The sequence below is a fragment of the Pseudomonas sp. NFR02 genome (assembly GCF_900119375.1).
GTDB classification, from domain to species: domain Bacteria; phylum Pseudomonadota; class Gammaproteobacteria; order Pseudomonadales; family Pseudomonadaceae; genus Aquipseudomonas; species Aquipseudomonas paracarnis.
Genome location: NZ_FPJJ01000005.1, coordinates 390,912 through 417,755, shown reverse-complemented (window position 1 = coordinate 417,755; position 26,844 = coordinate 390,912). Strand labels below are relative to the sequence as shown.

The 26,844-nt window shown below is 58.9% G+C and carries 29 protein-coding genes; 14 read left to right on the top strand and 15 right to left on the bottom strand.

The window, feature by feature from the left end; translation table 11 throughout:
- Positions 1-111 precede the first annotated feature (111 nt).
- Both BT199_RS17860 and BT199_RS17855 read right to left on the bottom strand, forming a co-directional pair.
- On the bottom strand, positions 112-1,464 hold the full coding sequence (locus BT199_RS17860) for a GntP family permease (protein ID WP_014719640.1): 1,353 nt from the start codon (positions 1,462-1,464) through the stop codon (positions 112-114).
- A gap of 84 nt (positions 1,465-1,548) precedes the next feature.
- Positions 1,549-2,082 (bottom strand): gluconokinase, encoded by a 534-nt coding sequence (locus tag BT199_RS17855; protein WP_014719641.1) that lies wholly within the window; start codon positions 2,080-2,082, stop codon positions 1,549-1,551.
- Between the two features lie 225 nt (positions 2,083-2,307).
- Between BT199_RS17855 and BT199_RS17850 the strand changes: the two genes are divergently transcribed.
- From BT199_RS17850 to BT199_RS17820, 7 genes are all read left to right on the top strand, one after another.
- Positions 2,308-3,339 carry an HTH-type transcriptional regulator GntR gene (locus BT199_RS17850; RefSeq protein ID WP_175556213.1) on the top strand — a complete coding sequence of 344 codons (1,032 nt, stop codon included), beginning with the start codon at positions 2,308-2,310 and terminating at the stop codon, positions 3,337-3,339.
- Positions 3,340-3,735: 396 nt separating this feature from the next.
- Positions 3,736-3,969 carry a DUF6124 family protein gene (locus BT199_RS17845; RefSeq protein ID WP_072435189.1) on the top strand — a complete coding sequence of 78 codons (234 nt, stop codon included), beginning with the start codon at positions 3,736-3,738 and terminating at the stop codon, positions 3,967-3,969.
- A gap of 248 nt (positions 3,970-4,217) precedes the next feature.
- A complete protein-coding gene (locus BT199_RS17840) occupies positions 4,218-4,631 on the top strand; it encodes a hypothetical protein (protein WP_072435188.1) in 414 nt (137 codons plus the stop codon).
- A 142-nt stretch (positions 4,632-4,773) separates the two neighbouring features.
- On the top strand, positions 4,774-5,406 hold the full coding sequence (locus tag BT199_RS17835) for a glutathione S-transferase family protein (protein WP_072435187.1): 633 nt from the start codon (positions 4,774-4,776) through the stop codon (positions 5,404-5,406).
- 196 nt (positions 5,407-5,602) lie between these two features.
- Entirely contained in the window at positions 5,603-6,043 is a 441-nt protein-coding gene (locus tag BT199_RS17830; RefSeq protein WP_072435185.1) for a hypothetical protein, read from the top strand.
- Positions 6,044-6,169: 126 nt separating this feature from the next.
- Positions 6,170-7,585, top strand: coding sequence for an MFS transporter (locus BT199_RS17825; RefSeq protein ID WP_072435183.1), 1,416 nt, complete (start codon positions 6,170-6,172; stop codon positions 7,583-7,585).
- A gap of 132 nt (positions 7,586-7,717) precedes the next feature.
- A complete protein-coding gene (locus BT199_RS17820) occupies positions 7,718-8,179 on the top strand; it encodes a hypothetical protein (protein WP_072435181.1) in 462 nt (153 codons plus the stop codon).
- A 112-nt stretch (positions 8,180-8,291) separates the two neighbouring features.
- Here the strand turns inward: BT199_RS17820 and BT199_RS17815 are convergent, their stop codons facing one another.
- The 4 genes from BT199_RS17815 to BT199_RS17800 form a co-directional block, all read right to left on the bottom strand.
- The gene (locus BT199_RS17815; RefSeq protein WP_371914267.1) at positions 8,292-9,200 is read right to left on the bottom strand and encodes an aliphatic sulfonate ABC transporter substrate-binding protein; all 909 of its coding nucleotides are present in this window, start codon (positions 9,198-9,200) and stop codon (positions 8,292-8,294) included.
- Entirely contained in the window at positions 9,106-9,777 is a 672-nt protein-coding gene (locus tag BT199_RS17810) for a sigma-70 family RNA polymerase sigma factor (RefSeq protein ID WP_371914265.1), read from the bottom strand. Before BT199_RS17810 ends, BT199_RS17815 begins: the two co-directional genes overlap by 95 nt.
- A 108-nt stretch (positions 9,778-9,885) precedes the next feature.
- Positions 9,886-10,677, bottom strand: coding sequence for a phosphate/phosphite/phosphonate ABC transporter substrate-binding protein (locus BT199_RS17805; protein WP_014719651.1), 792 nt, complete (start codon positions 10,675-10,677; stop codon positions 9,886-9,888).
- Positions 10,678-10,686: 9 nt separating this feature from the next.
- Complete coding sequence (locus BT199_RS17800) at positions 10,687-11,616, bottom strand: fatty acid desaturase (protein ID WP_072435179.1); 930 nt, start codon at positions 11,614-11,616, stop codon at positions 10,687-10,689.
- Between the two features lie 302 nt (positions 11,617-11,918).
- Between BT199_RS17800 and BT199_RS17795 the strand changes: the two genes are divergently transcribed.
- Entirely contained in the window at positions 11,919-12,347 is a 429-nt protein-coding gene (locus tag BT199_RS17795) for a GNAT family N-acetyltransferase (RefSeq protein WP_019819336.1), read from the top strand.
- Between the two features lie 20 nt (positions 12,348-12,367).
- Here the strand turns inward: BT199_RS17795 and def are convergent, their stop codons facing one another.
- The 3 genes from def to BT199_RS17780 all read right to left on the bottom strand — a co-directional run bounded on the left by def (position 12,368) and on the right by BT199_RS17780 (position 14,220).
- On the bottom strand, positions 12,368-12,907 hold the full coding sequence (gene def, locus BT199_RS17790) for a peptide deformylase (protein ID WP_014719654.1): 540 nt from the start codon (positions 12,905-12,907) through the stop codon (positions 12,368-12,370).
- Positions 12,904-13,854: a YihY/virulence factor BrkB family protein gene (locus tag BT199_RS17785; RefSeq protein ID WP_014719655.1), complete on the bottom strand. Its 951-nt coding sequence runs from the start codon at positions 13,852-13,854 to the stop codon at positions 12,904-12,906. The genes def and BT199_RS17785 overlap by 4 nt, the downstream gene beginning before the upstream one ends.
- Positions 13,855-14,034: 180 nt before the next feature.
- Positions 14,035-14,220: a CsbD family protein gene (locus tag BT199_RS17780; protein ID WP_003193737.1), complete on the bottom strand. Its 186-nt coding sequence runs from the start codon at positions 14,218-14,220 to the stop codon at positions 14,035-14,037.
- Between the two features lie 201 nt (positions 14,221-14,421).
- Here BT199_RS17780 and BT199_RS17775 point away from each other — a divergent pair, with 201 nt between their 5' ends.
- Positions 14,422-14,799, top strand: coding sequence for a hypothetical protein (locus BT199_RS17775; protein ID WP_034134348.1), 378 nt, complete (start codon positions 14,422-14,424; stop codon positions 14,797-14,799).
- Between the two features lie 162 nt (positions 14,800-14,961).
- Here BT199_RS17775 and fadD1 read toward each other — a convergent pair whose 3' ends face one another.
- The gene (fadD1, locus tag BT199_RS17770) at positions 14,962-16,653 is read right to left on the bottom strand and encodes a long-chain-fatty-acid--CoA ligase FadD1 (RefSeq protein ID WP_014719656.1); all 1,692 of its coding nucleotides are present in this window, start codon (positions 16,651-16,653) and stop codon (positions 14,962-14,964) included.
- A 381-nt stretch (positions 16,654-17,034) separates the two neighbouring features.
- A complete protein-coding gene (gene fadD2, locus BT199_RS17765) occupies positions 17,035-18,723 on the bottom strand; it encodes a long-chain-fatty-acid--CoA ligase FadD2 (protein ID WP_054918241.1) in 1,689 nt (562 codons plus the stop codon).
- A 219-nt stretch (positions 18,724-18,942) separates the two neighbouring features.
- Here fadD2 and BT199_RS17760 point away from each other — a divergent pair, with 219 nt between their 5' ends.
- Positions 18,943-19,887 carry an alpha/beta hydrolase gene (locus BT199_RS17760; protein ID WP_072435177.1) on the top strand — a complete coding sequence of 315 codons (945 nt, stop codon included), beginning with the start codon at positions 18,943-18,945 and terminating at the stop codon, positions 19,885-19,887.
- Positions 19,888-19,943: 56 nt separating this feature from the next.
- Positions 19,944-20,414 (top strand): MaoC family dehydratase, encoded by a 471-nt coding sequence (locus BT199_RS17755; protein WP_003193747.1) that lies wholly within the window; start codon positions 19,944-19,946, stop codon positions 20,412-20,414.
- Between the two features lie 135 nt (positions 20,415-20,549).
- Here BT199_RS17755 and BT199_RS17750 read toward each other — a convergent pair whose 3' ends face one another.
- Positions 20,550-21,017, bottom strand: coding sequence for a ferritin-like domain-containing protein (locus BT199_RS17750; protein WP_014719659.1), 468 nt, complete (start codon positions 21,015-21,017; stop codon positions 20,550-20,552).
- A 204-nt stretch (positions 21,018-21,221) separates the two neighbouring features.
- Here BT199_RS17750 and BT199_RS17745 point away from each other — a divergent pair, with 204 nt between their 5' ends.
- On the top strand, positions 21,222-21,458 hold the full coding sequence (locus BT199_RS17745) for a DUF3820 family protein (protein WP_003193750.1): 237 nt from the start codon (positions 21,222-21,224) through the stop codon (positions 21,456-21,458).
- A gap of 10 nt (positions 21,459-21,468) precedes the next feature.
- On the top strand, positions 21,469-22,644 hold the full coding sequence (locus tag BT199_RS17740) for an aminotransferase class V-fold PLP-dependent enzyme (protein WP_072435175.1): 1,176 nt from the start codon (positions 21,469-21,471) through the stop codon (positions 22,642-22,644).
- 203 nt (positions 22,645-22,847) lie between these two features.
- Here the strand turns inward: BT199_RS17740 and BT199_RS17735 are convergent, their stop codons facing one another.
- Genes BT199_RS17735 through zwf form a run of 3 tightly spaced genes read right to left on the bottom strand, consistent with a single transcriptional unit; the run spans position 22,848 to position 25,697 of the window.
- Positions 22,848-23,513: a bifunctional 4-hydroxy-2-oxoglutarate aldolase/2-dehydro-3-deoxy-phosphogluconate aldolase gene (locus BT199_RS17735; protein ID WP_072435173.1), complete on the bottom strand. Its 666-nt coding sequence runs from the start codon at positions 23,511-23,513 to the stop codon at positions 22,848-22,850.
- Positions 23,514-23,530: 17 nt separating this feature from the next.
- Positions 23,531-24,244 carry a 6-phosphogluconolactonase gene (gene pgl, locus BT199_RS17730; RefSeq protein ID WP_019819352.1) on the bottom strand — a complete coding sequence of 238 codons (714 nt, stop codon included), beginning with the start codon at positions 24,242-24,244 and terminating at the stop codon, positions 23,531-23,533.
- Positions 24,231-25,697 carry a glucose-6-phosphate dehydrogenase gene (zwf, locus tag BT199_RS17725; RefSeq protein WP_014719663.1) on the bottom strand — a complete coding sequence of 489 codons (1,467 nt, stop codon included), beginning with the start codon at positions 25,695-25,697 and terminating at the stop codon, positions 24,231-24,233. The genes pgl and zwf overlap by 14 nt, the downstream gene beginning before the upstream one ends.
- Before the next feature lie 220 nt (positions 25,698-25,917).
- On the opposite strand from zwf, the gene BT199_RS17720 reads away from it, so the two are divergent.
- Entirely contained in the window at positions 25,918-26,778 is an 861-nt protein-coding gene (locus BT199_RS17720) for a MurR/RpiR family transcriptional regulator (RefSeq protein WP_169856377.1), read from the top strand.
- Positions 26,779-26,844 lie beyond the last annotated feature (66 nt).

Sequence of the window (26,844 nt, the reverse complement as noted above, 5' to 3'; positions counted from 1 at the left end):
TGCCTGCGATGCAGACACCTCAGTGTTTCAGATGTACCGAGGTGATGCTATCGCAGGCAAGCCAGCTCCCACATTTTGATCGAGTTGCCGCCACTGCTTTTGTGGTGTGGCTTACACTACCAACGACAGCAACATGATGAAGATCAGCGCCACGATCGACAGAATGGTCTCCATCGCCGTCCAGGTCTTGAACGTCTCGGCCACGGTCATGTTGAAGTACTGCTTGACCAGCCAGAACCCCGCATCGTTGACGTGAGACAGGATCAACGAACCCGCGCCCGTCGCCAGTACCAGCAATTCGCGGTTAACCCCTGGGATCATGCCCACCACCGGCACCACAATGCCCGCGCCGGTAATGGTCGCAACCGTCGCCGAACCGGTGGCAATCCGAATCACCGCCGCCACCAGCCACGCCAGCAGGATCGGGTTGATCTGCGCGTTCACCGCCATATGGCCGATCACGTCGCCCACGCCGCTGGTCACCAGCATCTGCTTGAAGCCACCACCGGCACCGATGATCAGGATGATCGCGGCGGTGGGCGCAAGGCTGGCGTCGAGCAGCTTGAGGATCTGCTTGGAGTGGATGCCCTGGCGATGGCCAAAGGTGTACAGCGACAACAGCAAAGCCAGCAACAGTGCGGTGATCGGGTGGCCGATCATGTCCATCCAGTTACGCACCACGTTGCCTTCAGCGAACGCGATGTCGGCAAAGGTTTTGAGTAGCATCAGGAACACCGGCAGCAGCACGGTGACCAGGGTGATGCTGAAGCTTGGCAGCGACTTGTTATCGGTCTCGCGGGCCAGTTGGTCCACCAGTTCCTGGGACGGGTTGCCCGGGATGTACTTGGCGATGAACGTACCGAAAATCGGGCCGGCGATGATGGCGGTCGGCAGCGCAACGATCAGACCGTACAGGATGGTCTTGCCGATATCGGCACCGAACACGCCGATGGCCAGCAGCGGGCCCGGGTGCGGTGGCACCAGGCCGTGCACCGCCGACAAACCGGCCAGCAGCGGGATACCGATCTTGATCAACGACACGCCGGTACGCCGGGCGACAATAAACACCAGCGGGATCAGCAATACAAAGCCGATCTCGAAGAACAGCGGGATGCCCACCAGGAACGCGGCGAACATCATGGCCCACTGGACCTTCTCTTTGCCGAAGGCGCGGATCAGGGTCTGGGCGATCTGATCGGCACCGCCGGACTCGGCCATCATCTTGCCGAGCATCGTGCCCAGCGCGAGGATGATGCCGACAAAGCCGAGCACCCCGCCGAAGCCGTCCTGGAACGCCTTGATGATCTTGTCCACGGGCATACCCGAGGTCAGGCCGAGGAAACCGGCCGCGATGATCAGTGCAATGAACGGGTGCACCTTGAACTTGGTGATCAGTACGATCAACCCGATGATAGTGACTACTGCATCTAGCAGCAGGTAAGACTCGTGGGACATGCCAAACATGGGGGGTCTCTCCTGTTTGTTGTTGTTATTAAAGCGGGTGTTGAACTTCCTGCCGGGGATAGCGCTATCTTTTCCGGCAAAAAATTAATGAGTAGGTTCAAAGCCGTGCTTGCGCCACCATGTATTGGTCTGCTCGGCCAGCTCCTCGACGCTGTCTTCACTGGCGTTCAAGGCCAGGGTCAGCGGCTCGCCCTTGGGCGATTCAAGGGTGGCGAACTGGCTGTCGATCAGGCTTGCCGGCATGAAATGGCCGGGGCGGTGAGACACGCGGTCGGCAGCGACTTCGCGGGTCAGTTCCAGGAAGACAAAACCCAGGCCCGGCGCGGCTTCGCGCAAGTGGTCACGGTATTTTTTCTTCAGGGCCGAACAGGTCAGTACAGGATGCTCGCCCGCTTTCAACGCGCGGCGCAGTTCATCGCACAGGATGTCGAGCCAGCCGGCGCGGTCGTCGTCGTTGAGGGGGTGGCCGGCGCTCATCTTTTCGATGTTCGCGGCAGGGTGAAAGCTGTCGCCTTCAATGGCAGTGGCGCCGTTAAGGGCGCACAGGGCTTGGCTGACGCTGGACTTGCCACAGCCGGAAACACCCATGATGACCAGGGCGGTAACAGGTTGACTCATGAAACACCTCAGGACGCAGATAGCGCTACCTTTGCATAGCGTAAGGCTAGTGCAAAAACAGGCTTTTCCCGCGCCGACTTGTCATTTTTATGGAGTGACGCGTGCATCCGTTCCAACAGATTGACTTCAAGAGCTGGACAGGATCAGGCAACCCTTTATCCAAGAATTTGCAGCCCTTTGGAGACAGCGCTACCTTAGTGCCTCGATTTTTGTTTGGCAAGCTGCCTGATGACCTCTAAGAACGATAAAAATACCCGCAGGACGGGTCGCCCCACCTTGAACGAAGTCGCACGCCTGGCTGGCGTCAGTCCGATTACCGCCTCCCGTGCTTTGCGCGGTATCAGCACGGTCGCCACGGAGCTGGTAGAAAAGGTGCAACAGGCCGCCGCCGAACTGAGCTACGTGGTCAACCCCGCCGCCCGCGCCCTGGCCTCGGCGCAGAGTCATTCGGTGGTGGTGCTGGTGCCGTCACTGTCCAACCTGCTGTTTATCGAAACCCTGGAAGCTATTCATCAGGTACTGCGGCCCAAGGGCTTTGAAGTACTGATCGGCAACTCCCATTATTCGCGCGATGAAGAAGAAGACCTGCTGCGCAACTACATGGCCTATCAGCCGCGGGGATTGCTGCTGACCGGGTTTGACCGCACCGAAAGCGCGCGACGAATGGTCGAGGCCAGCAATGTGCCCTGTGTGTACATGATGGATCTGGACCCTAATGCCGGGGTGAACTGCGTGGGCTTCTCGCAACTGGCCGCTGGCGAGACCGCGGCGGCGCACTTGCTGTCCCGGGGGCGCAAGCGCCTGGCCTATATCGGCGCGCAGTTGGATCAGCGCACGTTGTTGCGCGGCGAAGGTTTCCGCCGCGCCTTGCAGCAGGCGGGCATGTACGACCCGGCGCTGGAGCTTTTGACACCACGTCCCTCCTCCGTGGGCCTGGGCGGCGAACTGTTCCTGCAATTGCTGGCAGCGCATCCGGATGTGGATGCGATCTTCTTCGGCAACGACGACCTGGCCCAGGGCGCCCTGCTCGAAGCCCTGCGCCATGGCATCAAGGTGCCTGAACGTGTGGCGGTGCTGGGCTTCAACGACCTACCCGCTTCCTCATTCATGGTGCCGCGCCTGAGTAGCATCAGCACGCCACGGGAAGCCATCGGGCGTCGGGCGGCGGAGCATTTGCTGACGATCATGGCGGGCAACAAGGTGGCCAAGCCAGTGGTGGATATGGGGTTTGAGTTGCAGGTGCGCGAGAGCACCTGAACGTCGAGCTGAACGCACACAATGTGGGAGCAGGCAAGCCAGCTCCCACCTTTTTCTACCGTGCCCACTTGATAGGTAGGACAGCCGTAGGAAGCGGCTTACATTGCAGTAAGCGCCTTGCTCCGCTGCCTACGCTTACGTCAGAATCCGCCGGCTTGTGCGCCTCGGTGACGGTCTCTAAGGTTTGCCGGTCGCTGAATTTCTCGGTGATCGGGTTTAGTAGCCTGAGCTTCCTCACACAAGATGCATGAGCCTATCGATGCTTGATGGTGGCTGTGCGCAGGGCGCCTTCGGGTGCGCCGGGTTTGTGTGGGATACCGGTCTACTAACCTGCGTACAGCTGCCACCCTTCGTTTAGTAGCGATGAGGTATCAGCCCAAAACAGGTACTTCAACAATGCAAAGCATCCATCCCACGCATACGCTTTTCACCGTCATCCCTGATACTTCCCTCGAATCTTTACTGACCAACAGCTACGAAACCGTCTGCTCCGTCAGTACCCTACTGCTCGACCTGTCCGATGACCTCACCGGCAAACAGCGTGATGTAGCCCTGGCCATTCATCAATTGAGCGAGTTGAGCGTATTGCTGGTGGGCAAAGCCATGGACCAGCACGTACCGCTGGCCTAGTAGCAAGGGGAGGCTCGGGCCAATAAGCACATCAGTCTGATGTAAGGCAGTCTCCCGTATCTGTCGACATGGGGTCAGATGAGAGTCGACCAAATCGCCATCTCCTTTCAACAGGCGGTTGTCAATGTAAGCAACCGTTCATCGACCGACACAGAAAACTGTCATAAATGACAGTAGATCACACTGTATATGTGGCCTAAATATTAGGCGCAGCCCCCGCATGCTCATTATTCTCAAGGAGACTCATCATGAATTCGTCCAACAAAATCACTGGTTTCCTAAAAGAGGCTAACCAGAACTTTGATTCTCACAACATTCTCCACTTGAACACCTTCCCAGGCACAAAAAACACCACACTGGCTTTCATACAGGACAGCCATTTTATTGCATTTGAAATAGATAAAAACTTCGCAGCAGGCACCTATAAACTTTCCCATTCAAAAAAGGAGGAACATGTTCAAGTTATTTATAACAAGCCCAATCCTAATGGGGGTTTGTATCAATATCCGGCCATCTCGGGAACGTTTGAAATCGTCAACAACGAAAACAATATCCTTGATGCAAAATTCGCCTTCATAGCCGCCAAAGACGATGATCCAACCGACATTATTACCGTCGAAAGTGGCGTCTACTACATTATTGATTTCAATGCTCCTGAATAACCCCTTACACACCCCTCCACTTGAAGGCAGCACTGCGCCTAGTCAGGCAAGTGCTTGCCTTTTCTGATCTCTGCCCAACCTCGCTATAGCTCCCAAACGTCTGGTAAATTGCCCCTGTCACTCATGATCGCAGGGAAGCTCAATGGCACACTCACTGAAAATCCTGGGCCGCACGTCCTCCATCAACGTGCGCAAAGTACTATGGACCTGCCAGGAATTGGGCATCGACTACGTGCGCGAAGACTGGGGCATCGGTTTCAAACCTACCCAATCCCCCGATTTCCTCACCTTGAACCCCAACGCTCAGGTGCCGGTGCTGATCGACGACCATGGCGTGCTGTGGGAGTCCAATACCATCTGTCGCTACCTGGTCGGCCTCTATCAGCGCCATGACCTTCTCCCCATCGAGCCGGCTCCACGGGCTCGCGTCGAGCAATGGATAGACTGGCAAGCCGTCGAACTCAACCGTGCCTGGGGCGACGCCTTCACCGCGCTGGTGCGTAACAATCCCGATGGCCTGGACACGGCGCAGATTGCCGCCGCTGTGCAGCTGTGGAACAACAAGATGGGCATTCTCGAACAACAGTTGTCCAAGACCGCCGCTTACGTGGCCGGCGATGAGTTCACCCTCGCCGATATATTGATCGGTCTCTCCGTGCACCGCTGGCAGGTGACCCCCATGGAGCGTCCGCCCTACCCCGCCATTGCTGCCTATTATCAGCGACTCAGCCAGCATGCCGGCTTCAAGGTTTTCGCCCTTGACGGGCACAACTGAGCATAAAGACGATAACGTGAAAGGGCTCCACGTACCGCTCGCGGGAGCCCATGAATAAATCTGCAGGCCGTTTCTCAAGGCAACATTGAGGTGCCCGTCGGTCGGATAGAGCAGCGCACCTGTCAGAGTTGACAGTACCCAACACCCCCGGCACGTCGTTAGATGCCTGCATCTTCCTGTTGAAAGTACATGCATCATGTCTACCAAACGAGGCTCACCCCTTACCAGCAAGGTAAGCGCGACAATCGCCGTAGCCCCCCACAACCCGTGCTACCCCAACGATTTCAGCTCCGAGTATGCCCACAGTCTTGGGCCCGATATTCTGGCAGGAATGCGTTTTGGCCCAAACCAGCGATACCTATTGCTTTATTTTCATCTACCCGACGATCTCCAACTGCGCACATACGAGATCGGTGACCCTCCCCATCTCAAGGTCGACCTTTCTGTGCCTGCCCCCTGGGGCGAATACACCCACCACGCGCACAGCGGCATCCTCTCAGTCACCCAGCTCGCAAACCAGCAGATATACGCAACGTTCAACTTCGAAACCGAGATTAAAACACCTGACGAGACGCTCACCTTCAGCTTCACCGCAGGCATCATCAGCTTGGAGTATTACCCCACACCGCCGCCATAACGACTCGGGAACCGGGCATTTGGGCAATAAATCAGCGAATCAGATGGCAACCCCCTTAATGATCGCAATCACTGACTTCCGTTAGCACGCTAAGCTTCCAGGTCACCACCTCCAGGAAGCTGCACCATGTTCGCACTGACTGCCTCGCCCCCAGACGGAGCCGCCCCCCACCGCGCCGCCCACATCAGCGCCCGCATCGACCGCCTGCCCGCCGTCGCCACTATTTGGCGCCTAGTGGCGTTGCTTTCCATCGGCGGTTTTTTCGAGCTGTATGACCTGTTCCAAACCGCCTATATCAGCCCCGGCCTGATCAGCGACGGGATTTTTCATACCGGCAGCGAAGGTGTGTTCGGCTTCTCGGACCAGGCCGCTTTCGCCTCGGCCACATTCCTGGGCCTGTTCCTCGGCGCCAGCCTGCTCAGCCCCATCGCCGACCGCTTCGGGCGCCGGGCGATCTTTACCTTTGCGTTGGTCTGGTACACGGTGGCAACGGTGCTGATGGGCATTCAGACCTCGGCCGTGGGCATTATCTGCATGCGCTTTCTGGTGGGCATTGGCCTTGGCATCGAACTGGTGACCATCGATGCCTATCTCTCGGAACTGGTACCTAAGCGCATGCGCAGTTCGGCGTTTGCCTTTGCATTTTTTATCCAGTTTCTGTCGGTACCGGCTGTGGCCTTGATGTCGTGGTGGCTGGTGCCACAGGCGCCGTTCGGTATCGCGGGCTGGCGCTGGGTGGTGCTCTCAAGTGCAGTGTTTGCGCTGTTTATCTGGCAACTGCGCAAGCGCCTGCCGGAGTCACCGCGCTGGCTTGCACAAAAGGGACGCTTCGAAGAGGCCGACACGATCCTGAACAACCTGGAGGCACGCTGCCAAAAGGATCATGGCAAGCCGCTGGACGAACCGGACCCCGAAGCCATCAGCGTGCAGGGCAATGGCCGTTTCGCCGATATCTGGCAGCCGCCCTACCGGCGACGCGCCTTGATGCTGATCGTGTTCCATGTATTCCAGGCCATCGGCTTCTTCGGCTTTGGCAACTGGCTGCCGGCCTTGCTCTCGGGCCAGGGTGTCAGCGTGACCCACAGCCTGCTCTACGCCTTTATCATCACCCTCGCCTACCCGCTCGGCCCGCTGCTGTTCGTCAAGGTGGCCAACCGCTTTGAGAACAAATGGCAAATTGTCGGCTCGGCCATGGGTGCAGTGATCTTCGGCAGCCTGTTTGCCCTGCAAACCACAGCGTTAGGGCTGATTTTCTGCGGGGTGATGATCACCTTCTGCAATGCCTGGCTGAGCTTCAGTTATCACTCCTATCAGAGCGAATTGTTCCCCACCAATATCCGTGCGCGAGCGGTCGGGTTCTGTTATTCGTTCAGCCGTTTGTCCACGGTGTTCAGTAGCCTGTTGATCGGCTTTATCCTCGAGCACCTTGGCACGCCGGGGGTGTTGGCGTTTATCGCCAGCAGCATGTTGATCGTGATGATTACCATCAGTTGGTTCGGGCCGCGTACGCGCAACCTGGCGCTGGAGAACATCGCTCACTGACGGCAACGGTTGGCCGCACAAGGAGAAGGCTTGCCGCGCCGACGACTCCCGCCCCAGTAAACACTGGGGTACGGCACCCGGCACAGTATTTGCTCCAGCTGTCGCACCGTCTGTTTTCATAGGTGACCGATCATGCTGGTTAACAACACTCAAGCGGCGTCGAACGTGCAACAGATCACGCGACCCGACATGGACCCCGCCAACGCCGCCGCCAGTGCGCTGTACAGCGGCGCTTTGCAGGCTGCGCAACACAGCGTCACAGTGCCGGCCGCGCAGAGGGAATTGGACAAGGCCAGCGATCGCATCGACGAAGCCTTCGCCAAGACCCGCGTGCAGTTACAGGCCACGACTAACGGGGCACGTACCGAGTTCACCGAATACATGAGCAAATCCCCGGCCGAACGTATTCGTGAACAGCTGCTCAAGGAACAAGGGCTGACCGAAGAGCAAGTGCAGGCGCTGCCCCAGGAAAAACAAGACGCCATCGCCAAACAAGTGGCCGAGCGCTTGAAAGAGCAGCAACAGCAGCAGGTTGCGGCGAAGGCCACTGCTTCGCCAGCCGAGACAGTGAAAGAAACCCTGGCCGCGATCTGAACCTGTGGGAGCTGGCTTGCCTGCGATAGCATCACCTCGGTTCATCTGATACACCGAGGTGTCTGAATCGCAGGCAAGCCAGCTCCCACACTGATCGGTCTAGCGGTCTGGCTCATGGAAGGTCAAGGGGCTTGAAGACAGCCTGCTGCACGTCGACTTTTTTCGGGATCAGGCCGTTGGCAAAAAACAGGTCGGCGGTGCGTTGCTGGTTGGCAATGTCGATGGCCGCCAAGGGGCGGATCGGCTCAGGCGAGCGATGTTCGAAGTAGCTTTTGACCACCGCCGGTTGCAGGCCCAGGGTGCCGGCCATCAGCGTGATGCTCGCGGCAGGCTCATCAAGCGACAGGCGCTGCGCCTTGCCAAGCGTCTGGATAATCGTGGCGATGGCCTCTGGGTGCTGCTTGGCAAACGGGTGGTTGACCACGAAGAAACTGCCCGCAGGGTTCAACCCTTGCCCGTCCCGCAGCACACGTGCCGAGCCGTCGATCACGGCGGCCGAGTAGTACGGGTCCCACACTACCCATGCGTCCACCTTGCCTTGTTCGAACGCGGCGCGGCCGTCGGAAGGCGACAGGTACACCACATTCACATCCTTCCACTGCAACCCGGCGTGCAGCAGGCTTTTGAGGAACAGGTTGTGTGCACTGGAGCCCTTGAGCAATGCCACGCGCTTGCCCTTGAGTTCGGCCACGTTCTGCACGGTGCTGGCCTTGGGCACCAGCACTGCTTCGGCCTTGCCCTCGTTGGGCTCGACGGCAAAATACTGCAAGTCGATCCCGGCCGCCTGGGCGAAGATCGGCGGGATATCACCAATATTGCCGATGTCCAGGCTGCCTGCGTTGAGCGCTTCGATCAGCGGCGGGCCACCGAGGAATTCGGTCCACTGCACCTGTGTACCGGGCAGTGCGGCTTCGAAGAGCTTGTGCTCACGGGCGAGCACCATGCTGACCGAGCTTTTCTGGTAGCCGATGCGCAGCGTGGAAGGTTCGGCCGCCGAGGTGGGTTGCGCCAGTACCGCCAATGCCAGCAGCGAACTGCCCAGCAGGTGTTTGATTGCTTTCATAAGTTGCCTCTTGGTGGTTCGATTCAGAGTCAAAGTGAGCACCGTCAGTGTGGGATTCGAGGCCGGTAACAGCGCGGGCCATGTAGTCACTGACCGAGCGCTGGGAAATCCCCAGTTCGGCGGCGATCTGGGGGTACGTCAGGCCGTTGACGCGGGACAGCAGGAACGTCGCCTTGACCTTGGCCGGCAAGCGGTCGAGCGTCTGCTCGACGGCCTGCAGCGCTTCGAGCACTCGGGCCCTGCCCTCCGCGCAGGCCGCATCGTTATCCAGCGCAGCGAGGTAGGCACGCTCCAGGTCACGTCGACGCCACACCTGGTACACCAGGCGCTGGGCAATGGTGGTAAGCAATGCGCGGGGCTGTCGTATCGGCGCTACCTGAGGTGCACTCAAGAGCTGGACAAACGCGTCGACGGCGATGTCTTCGGCGTGGGCACGGGAGTTGAGGTAGCGGTGCAAACGGCTGCACAGCCAAGGGTAATGAATGCGAAACAGGGAGCCCACATAGTCGCTGTGAGCACGATCGGCGCCGGACATAGGGGCTCCTTCTGAGTAGGTTGCGCGGTATGTCCGGTGTTCCGGTGAAGCAATCCTAGCAAGGCTCCTTATGCTTTAATAATACTTAAAACGCATTCTTATATAACCTTATTGAAGTACCGAATAGCCGATGCTGGCGGCTTTGCGCTGGTAATCCAACACCACCTGATAGTCATCTTCGCTGGCAGGAAGCACAGCTCGCACACCGAGGGTTTGCGCCACCTGCGGCAGGTCCTGCAACGCCAGGTTCATCGCCTCACGAATCTGCGCCACCTGCCCATCGCTCAAGCCCAGCGCGCCTATGTAAGGCAAAGTCGGGCTCGGCGCGCTGCGGGTGATGACGCGCAGGCCCGCGACCTCTTCGGGGGCGAATCGGGCGAGGTAGTCGTAGGTGACGCTATCGATGGCGGCGAGGTCGGCGCGGCCTTCACGCAGCCAGCGCAAGCTCTCGCGGTGGGCGCCGCTGATGCCGACGCTGGCGAAGAACCGCCCGTCGCGCTGCAACGGCGCCAGACAGTGACGCAGCAGGTTCATGCCGCTGTTGGAGTCGTGGCCGTTGATCACGCCGCGGCTCTGGTAGAACTGCGTCAGGCGGGTACGCGGGTTGTCCGCGCGGGTCAACAGCAGGCTGCAATGTTCGCCGTGGCTGCTGTGGGCCAACTCGTAACGGGGGCGCCCAATGATGCGCACCTGGCCGCGCAGTTGGGTCATCAGCGGGTAGCCGCAGGTTTGGCTGACGAGCAATTGTGGCGCCAGCCACAGGCCGCGCAAGTCGAGGTGGTCGGCGTTAAGACGATGCAGCTTCAAGCGCTCAAGGATGCGCGCCAGCCAGTGTTGATTGGCCTGCTGGATGGGTTCGGGCGCAACGTACATGCGCAGGTCGGCGTAGTACTCACTCATGGTCGCCTCTCAGGCAAACGGGTGCCGGGGACTGTCGATGGCCTTGAGGCCGTGACGGCTGATCAACTGGCCGTAGCCTTGCACCAGGAAGCCACCGCTGCGCACCAGCCACTGCTCGCGCCGGGCACGGTACACCCTGGGCAGCAGGTACCACGGCAACTTTGGCAGATCGTGGTGCACCAGGTGCAGATTGTTGTTGAGAAACAGCCAGGCCCAGGGCCAGGACGCTTCGTTGAGCACTGTGCGGTGTTCCGGCCGCAGATGGGGGCGGTGCTCATAGTAGGAGCGGATCGAAGCCAGGGACAACGCTGGCACGCTGACCAGCAGCAGGTAATGCCACACCGCAAGCGCGCTGTAGGAGGCAATGAAACTCAGCATCAGCACAGTAACGGCGCCGTGAGCCAGCCACATCGGCCATACCTGGGGCAGGCGTTGAAGCTCGTGACGGGCCAACCGGCCAATGGCCAACGGCGCAGCCAGCAGGAAGCGGCCAAGCACGGTCTTGGTCAGCCAATGCACGCCACGTTCGAACAGCGAGCTGTCGTCCCATTGCTGCTGATTGAGGTAGCGGCTTTCCGGGTCGATGCCCGGTAGGGTCAGGTTGTCGTCGTTGTGGTGCAACAGGTGGCTGTCGCGGTACAGCGTATAGGGATACCACACCGCGAAAGGCGCATAGCCGAGGAGTTTATTGAGCAACAACGAACGGGTCGGGTGGCCGTGGAGCAATTCGTGCTGCACCGATAGCCACAGAGTCACCAGCGGAATCAGCAGCAACATGCTCAGCCACAGGCCCAGCCACCGGCTGCCAAGGATCACCGCGGACCAGCCGGCATATACGCCGATCAACAGTAGCCAGGTCGGCCATTCGGTTCTTGCCACGAAGGTCGTCGCCAGGGCTTCGATTTCCCGGCGTTGGGTCGGATCAAGGTAATTGGCCATCGGCAGCTCAGAGCAGGTGTTTCCTGCTCTGTGCAATGAGGCGGGGAAATCTTGCAGATCGTTTAGTTCTAAGCGTGTAACTCAGTGACCGAACAGGCCTGCTTCGGATTTTTTGGTCTTCTTGTCCGCGCGTTTTTCATCCGCGGTCTTTGCCGGTTTTTTCTTGGCGGCTTTCTTTGAATCCATACCTTTGGCCATGATGCATGCTCCACTAACAGGGGATGTAGCACTGGGTATACCACCTATTGCCCGGCAGAAGGCGCTTATAATCCCCGGCCCTGGATAATGCTTGTCTGAACCCCATGCCCCCATTGCACATCGAACCGCTGGCAGAGCCTCTGTGGCCACTGCTGAACAAGTTTTATCGCAACCACAATTCGTCGATGAAGGCACTCAAGGGCGGCCGCTTGTGGGTGGCGCGCGATAGCGACATCGTGGCGGGCTTGTGCTTGAGCCCGGTGGTGGGTGGGCAGTGGCTGACGGGGGTGTTTGTGGCGCCGACTTATCGTGGCCAGGGGCTCGCGGCGCGACTGGTTGAAGAGGCCGTGGCGGGTTGTGAGGGGACGGTCTGGTTGCTGTGCCATCCGGACCTGGAAGGGTTGTATCGGGGCATGGGGTTCAGCCAGGACACCGTTTTGCCGCAATCGCTGAGTGAACGGCTGGTGCGTTACAAGCGCAATAAGCCGATGATTGCGATGGGGCTCAATGCCCCAGTCCTGAATAAACACTGATCCCACAGTTGAACTGTGGGCTATTCGTCAGCCGTTGGGTCCAGCTCCGGGAACATCACTTCAATAAACCCGAATTTGCTGAAATCGGTAATCCGCGATGGGTACAACCGGCCGATCAAATGGTCGCACTCATGCTGCACCACCCGCGCATGGAAGCCGTCGGCAAAACGCACAATCGGCTCGCCCTTGGGGTCGAAACCTTCGTAGCGGATCTGCTGGTAACGGTTCACGGCGCCGCGCAGGCCGGGCACTGACAGGCAACCTTCATAGCCCTCTTCCAGTACCGGGCTAAGCGGTGTGATCAGCGGGTTGATCAGAATGGTCTGGGGTACCGGCGGCGCCTCCGGGTAGCGTTCGCTGGCCTCGAAACCAAAGATCACCAGTTGCAGGTCGACACCAATCTGCGGTGCAGCCAGGCCAACACCGCCTACGTGTTCCATGGTCTGGAACATATCGTCGATCAGTTGCCACAACTCGGGGCTGTCGAACATCTCCGGCGGTACCGGCGGGGCGATACGCAGCAGGCGCTCGTCGCCCATTTTCAGGATTTCACGGATCATTGTTCAGGCTCGGTAATGGGCTTGGAGTGGTCCCGGCCTAAGCCAGAGACGTGCTGTTTTTCAGTCGGGGCCGGTTCGCCGATTTCCTTCTGCCCGGGGTCCTTGCCTTCGGCAGACATGTGTTCGATCACGGCATTCATCTCCGCGCCGAGCAACAGCACGGCAGCGGAGATATAGAAATACAGGAGCAGGACAATAATCGCACCGATACTGCCATACATGGCGTTGTAGTCGGCGAAGGTTTTGACGTAGTAGCCAAAGCCGAGGGAGGCGACGATCCACACCACCACCGCCAATACCGAACCTGGGGTGATAAAGCGAAACTCCTGCTCGACATCCGGCATCACGTAATACATGAGTGCCACGGCGAACATCAGCAGGATCACGATCAATGGCCAGCGCAGGATAGTCCACAGGGTGACGACGAATTCCTGCATGCCGATCTGCCCGGCCAGCCACTCCATGACCTGCGGGCCGAGCACCATCAGCGCGGCAGCAGCCAGCAGCATGCCGGCGATGCCGACGGTGTAGAAAATCGACAGTGGAAAACGCTTCCAGATCGGCCGGCCCTCAACCACGTCGTAGGCGGCGTTCATGGCGCTCATCATAAGGCGCACGCCCGCGGAGGCCGTCCACAAGGCAATCACGATACCGACCGAGAGCAGCCCCCCCTTGGACTGCTGCAGTTGGTCGATCACCGGGTTGACTTGCTCTAGCGCCTGGGGCGGCAACACCAGTTCCGACTGCAGGCGCAGCCAGGTGAAGAAGTCAGGCAGGTGCAGGAAACCGATCAGGGCGATCAGGAACAGCAGAAAGGGGAACAACGAGAACAGCATCTGGTAGGCCAGTGCCGAGGCGTAAGTCGGCATCTCGTCATCGAGAAATTCAGTGACGGTGCGCATCAGCACCTTGTGCAGCTTGAGACCATCGAGTACCGGAAAAATCATAGCGTCTCCTTTCGCCGCAAAGAGATTGAGTTCATGGGCGACTCAGGGGCCGTTTTCTACATCAAAGTAGCCCATTTGGCGACTTTGAAACAATTTCGAAAGTTTAGTTGCAACACCGGATACAAAAACGGCCATCCGTGGATGGCCGTCGGGCTGCTGGGGGCTGCCCGCCAGGACGTGTTACTCAGTGGCTTTTTTCACTGCGTCCTTGGTCTTGCCCACTGCTTGCTGAGCTTCGCCTTTTTTCTCTTGGATCACGCCTTCAGCACGCAGTTTGTCATTGTCTGTGACTTTACCGACGCCTTGCTTGATGTTACCGACAGCTTCGTTCGCCAAGCCCTTTACCTTATCGGAAGTGCTGCTCATGGTATTACTCCTGATAACAATCAAATGGTTTTTGGTCACTACGTAGCGGTTGACCTGAAGCGCAACGGCAGAGTTTCAATTATTTTTGTACGAGCATTTCATCGAAAGCGGCAGGTTTGGCTTTATGTTTTATGCCCAACCCACGAGAATGCCCGGCACATTCAGGCTGCAACGCTGAATAACAGATCCCGTAGGAAGGTTATGAAACTCAATAAAGCACAGGCCATTGCCCGCAGAAACCAGGAACTGGGCGGTGCCGTACTCGGCGTCAACAACTGCCACTTCACCGACCTGGACCGCAAACGCAACATCTGGTGGTTCGACCTGCCGGTGGGGCGTATTGCCGTGGGCCAGTACGAGTGGATCCATCTGTTGATGCACAACGCCGACACTGACCAGTTGTTGCACCTGAAGGTGCCGACCGTGTTCCTGCGTGAAAAACTCGAGGGGCTGGTGGTGCGCAATGCGGGCAAGCGCAAGCCGGAGATTACCCTGGAGTTGAGCGCCGACAAGGATTCGTTCTTGAAGGACGTACGCCCCGCCGGTGCGGGTGTGAGCTTTGCGCAGTTCGTGCTGTAACCCGGTAACCCTGTGGGAGCTGGCTTGCCCGCGATAGCAGTGAGTCAGGCGATACAGCAGTGGCTGGTGTAGCGCTATCGCAGGCAAGCCCGCCCCCATAGGGGGTAAGTGTTTCGCCAGCGCCCTCATAAAAAACCCCGCATCAGCGGGGTTTTTTATGGGTTACTTTTTAAGACCGAGTTTCTTCAGTTCTTCATCACGCAATTCACGCCGCAGGATCTTGCCCACGTTGGTGGTCGGCAACGCATCACGGAACTCCACGGCCTTGGGCACCTTGTAGCCGGTGACGTTGGCGCGCATGTGTTCCATCACCTGGTCCTTGGTCAGGGTGGCCCCTGGCTTGACCACGATGAACAACTTGATGTGCTCGCCGGATTTTTCATCCGGTACGCCGATGGCCGCACACTGCAGCACGCCCGGCAGGCCCGCCAGCACGTCTTCGAGCTCGTTGGGGTAGACGTTGAAGCCGGAGACCAGAATCATGTCCTTCTTGCGGTCGACGATACGCATGTAGCCGTCTGGCTGGATGATCGCGATGTCGCCGGTCTTCAGCCAGCCCTCGCTGTCGAGCATCTCGTCGGTGGCATCCTGGCGCTGCCAGTAGCCCTTCATCACTTGCGGACCTTTTACACACAGCTCGCCGGTTTCGCCCAGCGCCAGCTCGGTACCGTCGTCGGCGATGACTTTACACGCGGTGGAAGGCACCGGAATGCCAATGGTGCCGATCTGGATGTTCTGGATCGGGTTGACCGTGGCCACCGGGCTGGTTTCAGTCATGCCGTAGCCTTCGCAGATCGCGCAGCCGGTCACGGCCTTCCAACGCTCCGCCGCAGCCAGTTGCAACGCCATGCCGCCCGATAGGGTGACCTTCAGCGCAGAGAAGTCCAGCTTGCGGAAACCTTCGTTGTTGCACAGTGCCACGAACAGGGTGTTGAGGCCGACGAAGCCGCTGAACTTCCACTTCGACAGTTCCTTGACCATCGCCGGCAGGTCGCGCGGGTTGCTGATCAGGATGTTGTGGTTGCCGATCAGCATCATCGCCATGCAATGAAAGGTGAAGGCATAGATGTGGTAGAGCGGCAGCGGTGTGATCAGGATCTCGCAGCCTTCATTGAGGTTGGAGCCCATCAGCGCCTTGCATTGCAACATGTTGGCGACGAGGTTGCGGTGGGTCAGCATCGCGCCCTTGGCCACGCCGGTGGTACCGCCGGTGTATTGCAACACGGCCACATCGCCGCTGGCCGGGCTGGCATCGTTGACCGGCTGGCCATGGCCCTTGGCGAGTACGTCGTTGAACTTGATGGCCTGGGGCAGATGATAGGCCGGGACCATTTTCTTCACGTACTTGATCACGCTGTTGATCAGCACGCGCTTGAACGGCGAGAGCAGGTCGGCAACTTCGGTGACGATCACGTGCTTGACGGCGGTCTTGGGCACGACTTTTTCAGCCAGGTGCGCCATGTTGGCCAGGCAAACCAGGGCCTTGGCCCCCGAATCATTGAATTGGTGTTCCATCTCCCGCGCGGTGTACAGCGGGTTGGTGTTGACCACGATCAGGCCGGCGCGGATCGCACCGAATACAGCGACGGGGTATTGCAGAACGTTGGGCAGTTGCACGGCGATTCGATCGCCGGGCTTCAAATCGGTATGCTGTTGCAGATACGCGGCGAATGCGCCGGACAATTCGTACAGTTCACCGTAAGTGATTGTCTTGCCCAGGTTGCTGAAAGCCGGTTTGTTGGCGAAGCGCTGGCAGGACTGCTTCAGTACCGCCTGAATATTCGGATACTCGTCTGGATTGATCTGTGCAGCAATCCCGGCGGGGTACTTATCCTTCCAAAAGTCTTCATTCATGGAAGCCCACTCCTCAGCGACGCGAATTCATCATCGCATTTGATGCGATTATTATTGGTGTATGTTTTTAGGTGAGTCTGGCGCTTTCAAGCAGGCCTAGAAGTCACAAAGCGCGCCGAGAGTAGCAGCTTTGCCAAGGGCCGCCTAGAGCCAAAAGAGGGCCCTACAGTCATAAACATGACTCAAGAACATTCAATGGTCACTTTTAGAGCAAAAAGTCTATAACACCAGAAATGGCTCTAGAACAGGCTCTCAAGGGCGTAAAATACAGTGTGGGAGCTGGCTTGCCTGCGATAGCGGTGGATCAGTCAATTCAACAGGCGACTGAAACACTGCTATCGCGGGCAAAGCAGCTCCCACATTTTTGTACCCTATTTCAATTCAAGCGATGTCGCGCAGCTCCCGGCGCAGAATTTTCCCCACCGGCGTCATCGGCAACGACTCTCTCAACACAATATGCTTGGGCACCTTGTACCCCGTGAAGTTGGCCTTGCAGTACGCCTTCAGTTCCTCGAGGCTCACTCCCTGGGCCCGTGCCACCACGAACAGCTTCACCGCCTCTCCCGTGCGCTCGTCCGGCACGCCGATCACGGCGCAGTTGGCCACGGCCGGGTGGGCCATGATCACGTCTTCGATTTCGTTGGGGTACACGTTGAAACCCGAGACGATGATCAAATCCTTCTTGCGATCCACAATACTGATGTAGCCATCGGTGTCGATCACCGCAATGTCACCGGTCTTCAACCAGCCATCGGCGTCCAGGGTTTCGGCGGTGGCGGCCGGTTGCTGCCAGTAGCCCTTCATCACTTGCGGGCCCTGGATGCACAGCTCGCCGCGCTCGCCCAACGGCAGTTCTTGCCCCAGGTCATCCACGACCTTCATCGCCGTACCCGGCACCGGGATGCCCACGGTACCCAGGCGTGACAGGCCGCCGTAGGGGTTGGTACTGGCCACTGGCGAGGTTTCGGTGAGGCCGTAGCCTTCGCCGATGGCGCAGCCGGTCACCGCTTTCCAGCGTTCCGCCGTGGCCTTGACCAGGGCGGTGCCGCCGGAGTTGGTAATCTTCAGGTGGGAGAAATCCAGGGTCTTGAAATCCGGGTGGTCCATCAGCGCCACAAACAGTGTGTTGAGCCCCAACAGGCCGGAGAACTGCCACTGTTTGAGCTCCTTGATAAACCCGCCGATGTCCCGTGGGTTGGTGATCAGCACGTTGTGGTTACCGGAGACCATCATGCACATGCAATTGGCCGTGAATGCATAGATGTGGTACAGCGGCAGCGGTGCAATCATCACCTCCTGCCCTTCCTTGATCAGCGGATGGCCGTCGTCGCCCAGTTGCGACATGCACGCCCGCACTTGCTGCATGTTCGCCACCAGGTTGCCGTGAGTGAGCATCGCGCCCTTGGCCAGCCCAGTGGTGCCGCCGGTGTATTGCAGCACGGCGACGTCGTCCAGGGTCACCGGATGGCGCGTCACTCCAAGGCCCGCGCCCATGCGCAGGGCGCGCTTGAACGAAACCGCCCGCGGCAGGTGGTAGGCCGGGACCATCTTCTTGACTTTGTCGACCACGGTGTTGACCAGCCAGCCTTTGGCGGCGGGCATGAAATCGCCCATCCTGGCTTCGATCAGGTAGTCGATCTCCGTGTCGGTGCACACCTCCTGCACACGTGAACCGAACAGGTTGAGGTAGACCAGCGCCCGCACACCGGCATCCTTGAACTGATGGCGCATCTCGCGCGGCGTATAAAGCGGGTTGGTGTTGACCACGATCAGCCCGGCGCGCAGTGCGCCGAACACCGCAACCGGGTAATGCAGCACGTTGGGCAGCTGCACCGCGATGCGCTCGCCGGGCTTGAGGTCGGTGTGCTGCTGCAGGTAACCGGCAAACGCCGCACTCTGGCGCTCAAGCTCGGCGTAGGTGAGGGTAATGCCCATGCTGCTGAATGCCGGACGGTCGGCAAAGGTCTTGCAGGAACGCTCGAAGACCTCGATCACCGACTTGTAGGTGCTGAGGTCGATGGCATTGGGGACTCCCGCCGCGCGTTTGTCATTCCAGAAATCAGGTTGCATTATTCTTGTCCTCTTTACCTGAGTGTGTCCGGCCGCTGCCATGCAGATGTGCAGCAATAAGAAGCGGAGCTTTGGGGAAGTTAGCAGCTATGGCCAAACAGGCAAGACGCTGAACTGTGTCATTGATTGTATGAATCTTGTACCTAAGGCGTAGGCAGATACCCCGCCCCACGCCGGATGAGCTATACAATGCAACCACCCTGAGCAAAGGAAGCCGCCATGAACCACAGCACCTTCTGGCTGACCGCGAACGACCACACCCGTCTGTACGTCAACCAATGGATGCCCGACGGCCCGCCCAGGGCCGTGGTGATGATTTCCCATGGCATGGCCGAGCACGGCGGTCGCTATGCGCGCCTGGCGCAAGCGTTGTGTGGCGCAGGGTATGGCGTATATGCGCTGGACCAGCGTGGGCATGGCCGTACCGCCGAGGCCGGCACCGTTGGGCTATATGCTGAAACGGATGGCTGGAACAAAGTCGTGGGCGATCTGGCCAGCCTTAATCAGCACATCGGCCAACAGCATGCCGGGCTGCCGATCATCTTGCTGGGCCACAGCATGGGCAGCTATATCTCCCAGGCGTACTTACTGCATCACAGCGCCAGCTTGCATGGCGCAATACTCAGCGGCTCGAATTTCCAGCCGGTGGCCCTCTACCGTGCAGCGCAAATCATTGCGCGCATCGAACGTGCACGCCAAGGCCTGCGAGGGCGCAGTGCGTTGATCGACTTCTTGTCGTTCGGCTCATTCAACAAAGCCTTCAAACCCAATCGCACCGCGTTTGACTGGCTCAGCCGCGACCCGGTTGAAGTGGACAACTACATCAACGACCCACTCTGTGGCTTTCGTTGCACCAATCAACTGTGGATCGACCTGTTGGGCGGCTTGCAGCAGATCAGCAAAGTCTCCAACCTGGCGCAGATTGATCCCGGCCTGCCGATCCTGGTGATTGGCGGCGATCGTGATCCGGTGAGTGAAGGCAAGCGTCTCAAGCACCTGGCCCACGCCCTGCGTGAGGCCGGTTGCCAGGACGTGCAATTGACGCTTTACCCCCAGGCGCGCCATGAAGTATTCAACGAAACCAACCGTGATGAAGTCACCGCCGACCTATTGGCCTGGCTCGACCAGGCGCTGGCGTTGCGCAGGTCCACCCGCTGCGAATAGTTTTTGCTTTAAAATCAGCCGATTAATTACCGTTAAGCCACAGGATGCACCTTGAGATGACCCAGGTAACCAACACCCCGTACGAAGCGCTTGAAGTGGGCCAGACTGCCAGCTTCAGCAAAACCGTCGAAGAGCGCGATATCCAGCTGTTCGCCGCCATGTCGGGTGACCACAACCCGGTGCACCTGGACGCTGAATACGCCAAGGCGACCATGTTCAAGGAGCGGATTGCCCATGGCATGTTCAGCGGCGCGCTGATCAGCGCGGCAGTGGCCTGCGAGCTGCCTGGGCCGGGCACGATCTATATCGGCCAGCAAATGACCTTCCAGAAACCGGTGAAGATCGGCGACACCCTGACCGTGCGCTTGGAAATCCTCGAGAAACTGCCGAAGTTTCGCGTGCGCATTGCCACTCGGGTGTTCAACCAGCGTGATGAGTTGGTAGTCGATGGCGAGGCGGAGATTCTGGCGCCGCGCAAACAGCAAGTCGTGACCCTGACCGAGCTGCCGCCAATCAGCATCGGCTGATCTACATTCCAGCCTTTGCATAAAAAAATGTGGGAGCGGGCTCGCCCGCGAATGCGGTGTATCAGCCAATACAACCGTGACTGATCCACCGCTTTCGCGGGCAAGCCCGCTCCCACACTAAGCCCAGCGTAGGTCTTACGACTGAGCGCGGGCCTGGTTACGCAGGGCTTTTACCTGGTCGTGATTGCGCTGTACACCGTGGTACTGACGCTCAACCAAGTCACGAATGCCCACCAGGTTGTGTTTGTTGATCTTCTCGATCGCTTCACGGTAAGCCTTCAATGCGTGGTCTTCACCGCGCTCGGCTTCGTTCAATACGGCCTCTTCGTCCTTGCCAGTGACCATCGACTTCACGTCGACCCAGCCACGGTGCAGGGCGCCGGCCATGCTGCCGGAATCTTCAGGATCGCCACCCAAGGCACGCACAGCAGTTTTCAGTTCAGCAGCGGCTGTCGCGCAATCAGCGGAGCGTTTGGCAAACAGGGCCTTGAGTTCTGGATGCTTGATGTCTTCAGCGCACTCCTTGAAACCCTTTTGGCCGTCGATGCTGGTCTCGATCAGGTCGTTCAGTACGGAGATCGATTCTTTGTTGATATCAGTCATTTTTCAATTCCTTGTACGGGTTAGAAGGTTGCCTTGGTTATTGCAGCGCCCGTGCCAGGTTTTAAAAAATTATTTTTACGTTTTATTTCAATAGGTTACGAATTATTGAACCATCTGTATCTTGGTTATTTGCATGATCTGTCATTTGGCCTTCATGCAGAATGCCTGTATTTTCGAAAGCCTGGCCTCAACCCTGCGACGCTCATGAATCCCGAAAAACTCGAACTGCTCATCACCCGCCAAATGCCCTTCGGCAAATACAAAGGCCGGATCATTGCCGACTTGCCTGGGCCCTACCTGAATTGGTTCGCCCGCGAAGGTTTCCCCCACGGGGAGCTGGGCGGTTTGCTGGCCTTGATGCAGGAAATCGACCACAACGGTCTGTCCGAATTGCTTGAGCCACTGCGCGCCAAACACGGCAGACCCGCCCCCCGCCACTAGGAGACCCACCATGCCAAGGAATGCCGATAACGAAGCGCACTGGCAGGCCATCGCTCAGCGTTACGAGTGCGAGCCCGGCCCGATCAACCTGGAAAACGGCTACTTCGGGCGCATGAGCCGGGCGGTGCAGGCCCAATACCTTGAGCACATCAGCTTTATCAACCGCAGCAACGCTGTGCATGTGCGCCAGCGTTTTGAACAGGGTGAAAACAACGAGATACGCCGCCAGTTGGCCGGGTTGATTGCTGTCGACCCCGAGTCGGTCGCTTTCACCCGTAACGCCACCGAAGCCTTGCAGTCGCTGATCCGCAACTACAACCGCCTGCAACCGGGCGACCAGGTGCTGATCACTGATCTGGAATACGACACAGTCAAAGGCGCCATGCGCTGGCTGGCAGCGACTCGCGGCGTGGAAGTCATAGAGGTGGCCCACACCCACCCGGCCCGTTTCGACAGCTTGGTGCAGACTTATCACGATGCGTTTGTGCAGTACCCGCGCCTGAAATTAATGGCCTTGACCCATGTGACCCACCGTACGGGCCTGGTCATGCCGGTTGCGGCCATTGCCAAGGCAGCGCGCGAACGAGGAATCGACGTGATCCTCGACGGCGCCCACGCCTTGGGCCAGATCGAATTCAACCTGGCCGAACTGGGCATTCAGTTCGCAGGCTTCAACCTGCACAAGTGGATCGGCGCGCCGTTGACCCTGGGCTTTTTATACATCGCACCGGAGCGCCTGGCCGATATCGACCCGGATATGGGCGAGCTCCATTACCCAGCCACCGATGTGCGAGCGCGTACGTCCTACAGCACGCCGAACTTTCCGGCGCTGATGACCTTGCCTCTGGTGTTTGAAGAGCATCGACAATTGGGGGGCGCTGCAGCCAAGGGCGCACGCGTCAATTACCTGCGCAACCTGTGGGTGAACCAGGTGCGGCCGTTGACGGGGATCGAAGTGCTGACTTCGGATGACCCGCGACTGTATTGCGGGATCACCGCCTTCAAGTTTATCGGGCGTGATCAGCAGGCGATGGTGGACAGGTTGCTCAAGGAGCACGGCCTGTTCACCACTACGCGCACGGGGGCAGCGTTTGGCACCTGTATCCGGGTGACGCCGGGGCTGGTGACGTCGGCGGCGAACATCAATGCGCTAGTCCACGCGATCACCAAACTAAACACCGATTAAAACTGTGTGCGGGCTTGCCTGCGATAACGGTGTATCAGCCAAAGATGGGCTAACTGATAAATGGCTATCGCAGGCAAGCCAGCTCCCACCTTCAGAGCGGCGATGTGCTTGAGGTTTTTCTACAGGCAAAAAAAAGCGGCACACCGACCAAGTGCGCCGCAAAAATGCCGTTAAGCACAGCAACAACGATTCGATAAATCCGTTCAGTCCAGCAGCGCCAGCGCCTGGGCAGTGACTTCCTGGATACGCGCCCAGTCGCCGTTCTTGACCCACTCCGGATCCAGCATCCAGCTGCCCCCCACGCACATCACGTTTTTCAACGCCATGTAGTTCTTGATGTTGGCTGGGCCAACACCGCCAGTCGGGCAGAATTTGACTTCGCCGAACGGGCCGCCGAGCGCCTTGATGGCAGCAACACCACCGCTGACTTCAGCCGGGAACAGTTTGAAGCGGCGATAACCCAGGCCGTAGCCTTCCATGATGCCGGAGGCGTTGCTGATGCCCGGCAGCAGCGGGATCGGGCTGTGCACCGAGGCTTCCAGCAGGTCGCGGGTGATGCCAGGGGTGACGATAAATTGCGAGCCCGCCACTTCGGCCGCTTCGAGCATGTGACGATCGAGCACGGTACCGGCACCGGTGCACAGCTCAGGACGTTGCTCGCGCAAGACCTGAATGGCCTTGAGGCCGAACTCGGAACGCAGGGTCACTTCCAGCGCGGTCAAACCGCCAGCGGCCAGGGCGTCGGCCAACGGCAGGATGTCCTGTTCGCGGGCGATGGTGATCACCGGCAGGATCCGCGCCTTGGCGCAGAGGCTGTCGATCAAGGCAACTTTATCCGCCATGGACACGGTCGATTGGGGGCTTTTCATAGCGGCTGATCCTTGGCTCATGGGCACCAGTAAATCTCTAGAGTAGGTTGCAAAAACGCGCGAATCGGCATGGCAGCAACATCGTTGCTGGCCAGGGCGGCGCTCAAGGTAGTCAATTTCGAACTGCCGGAAATCGACAGCACGGTGTAGTTGGCCGTCGCCAACAGCGCGCGACTCATGGTCAGGCGCTGGTGCGGCACGGTCGGTGCCAGCATCGGCCAGCAACGGCGGGTACCGTCGGGCTTCAGGGCTTCAGCCAGGTTGGGACTGTTGGGGAACAGCGAGGCGGTGTGACCGTCATCGCCCATGCCCAGCACCAGCACATCAATGGCAGGCAGCTCGGCCAGCAGGCGATCGGCCTGCTCGGCAGCGTCTTCAAGGTTGGCGGCAGGGCTGTACAGGCTCAAGAACTTCGCCTTGGCCGCCGGGCCTTGCAGCAAGTGTTGCTTCAACAGGCCGGCATTGCTGTCGGCGTGTTCGACCGGCACCCAGCGCTCATCGGCCAGGGTGATGGTGACCTTGGACCAGTCCAGGCCCTGCTTGGCCAGGTTCTGGAAAAACGCCACGGGGCTGCGGCCACCGGACACCACCAACGTCGCCTCGCCACGGGCACTGATGGCCGCGCGCAGTTGTTCGGCCACGTCATTGGCCAGGCCATCGGCCAGCAGCGCAGGCGTACGGTACTCATGGGCAGTGACGCCCTGAGGCAGTTTCAATTCAGATATCGCCATACCACGACCTCCCATCCCGCGTAATCAGTGCAATGGAGCTCATCGGCCCCCAGGACCCCGCCGCATACGGCTTGGGCGCATCACCGGATTTTTTCCACCCGGCGATCAACTGGTCACACCACTTCCACGCGGCTTCGATTTCATCTTTGCGAACAAACAGGTTCTGATTGCCGCGCATCACTTCCAGCAACAATCGCTCGTAGGCATCGGGGATGCGTGCGCTGCGATAGGTGTCGGAAAAATTCAATTGCAGTGGCCCGCTGCGCAGTTGCATGCCTTTGTCCAGGCCCTGTTCCTTGGTCATCACACGCAAGGAAATACCTTCGTCCGGCTGCAGGCGGATGATCAGCTTGTTGCTGATCTGCAAACGCTGCTCGGGGGCGAAGATATAGTGGGACGGTTCCTTGAAATGGATGACGATCTGCGACAGCTTTTGCGGCATGCGCTTGCCGGTACGCAGGTAGAACGGCACCCCGGCCCAACGCCAGTTGCGGATATCGGCACGCAGGGCGACGAAGGTTTCGGTGTCGCTCTGGGTGTTGGAATTGTCTTCTTCCAGGTAACCCGGCACGGCTTTACCAGCGCTGTAGCCGGCGATGTACTGGCCACGGACTACTTGGGTGGTCAGGCCTTCGGGGCTGATCGGCGCCAGGGCCTTGAGCACCTTGACCTTCTCGTCACGGATGCTGTCGGCGGACAGGTCGGCCGGCGGGTCCATGGCAATCAGGCACAGCAACTGCAACAGGTGGTTCTGGATCATGTCGCGCAGCTGGCCGGCCTTGTCGAAGTAACCCCAACGGCCTTCGATGCCAACCTGCTCGGCCACGGTGATTTCCACGTGGGAGATGTAGTTCTGGTTCCACTGGGTTTCGAACAGGCTGTTGGCGAAACGCAGGGCGATCAGGTTCTGCACCGTCTCTTTGCCCAGGTAGTGGTCGATGCGGTAGGTGCGGTTTTCCGGGAAAAACTGCGCCACGGCGTCGTTGACCTTGCGCGATGACTCCAGGTCCGAACCGATGGGTTTTTCCAGCACTACGCGGGTATTTTCCGCCAGGCCAACCTTGGACAGGTTTTCGCAGATCGCGCCGTACACCGCCGCCGGGGTGGCGAAGTAGGCAATCAGGCGTTGATCGCTGCCGGCTTTTTCGGCCAGGGCAACGTAGTCGTCAGCCTTCATGAAGTCGACATGCACATACGAAAGGCGCGCGAGGAAACGCTGGGCCACGGCCTCGTCGAGTTCCTTGCCGACGTATTTACGCAATTCTTTTTCGATATGGGCCAAGTGTTGCTGCTCGGAGCCGGCTTCACGGGCCAGGGCCAGGATGCGTGTGTCGTCGTGCAGCAACCCGGCGCCATCGAGTTGATAAAGGGCAGGAAATAACTTGCGCAGCGCCAGATCACCCAAGGCGCCAAACAGGGCAAAGGTGCAGGGTTCCACGGTTATCGAAGGCATGATGTTTGTTCTTTTATCAAGTTAAGCTACAAATACCTTTTTTCAAGGCATCACTCAAGGAAAAATGTAGTAATAACCACAACATTTTCCCGAAATACGCATTGCGAGTGGTGGTGTTCAGCTACCCTCAGTAGGATAGGCCACCGCGAAAAGCCACTCATCGATTGGTTGCCGCCTTTTTATTTGCATCGTCGCCCGAAGGAAAGACTGAATGGACCGCGTGCGAAATCTTCTGGAACAGATCCGGAACCGCCTCGAAGAATTGAACAAGGCCGAGCGCAAAGTCGCTGAAGTGATCCTGCTCAACCCGCAGCAGGCCACACGCTTCTCGATCGCCGCCCTCGCCCAGGCCGCCTCGGTCAGTGAACCGACGGTCAACCGCTTCTGCCGTTCGTTCGGTGTCAGCGGTTACCCTGAACTCAAATTGCAGTTGGCGCAAAGCCTGGCCAGTGGCGCCGCGTATGTCAGCCGCGCCGTGGAGGCCGATGATAACCCCGAGGCCTACACCCAGAAGATCTTTGGCAGCGCCATTGCCTCCTTGGACAGTGCCTGCCAGGCCCTGGACCCGGCGCTGATCAGCAAGGCCGTGGACTTGTTGATCCAGGCACGGCAGATCCACTTCTTTGGCCTCGGCGCTTCAGCCCCGGTGGCCATGGATGCGTTGCACAAGTTCTTCCGCTTCAACCTGGCAGTGACCGCCCACGCCGACGTGCTGATGCAACGCATGATCGCCTCGGTGGCGCACACCGGTGAGTTGTTCGTGATCATTTCCTACACCGGTCGTACCCGCGAACTGGTGGAAGTGGCGCGTATCGCTCGGGAAAACGGTGCGTCAGTGCTGGGCGTGACCGCCGAAAACTCGCCGCTGGCCAAAGCCAGTACGGTGAGCCTGAACATCCCGCTGCCGGAAGACACGGATATCTACATGCCGATGACTTCTCGGATTATCCAGTTGACGGTGCTGGATGTGCTGGCGACCGGCATGACCTTGCGTCGCGGGGTGGATTTCCAGCCGCATTTGCGCAAGATCAAAGAGAGCTTGAATGACAGCCGGTATCCGGTGGGGGATGAATTCAACTAGCAGGCAGCTCTTCCAGCAGTACCGGCGCTATCGCAGGCAAGCCAGCTCCCACAGGGGAATGCATTC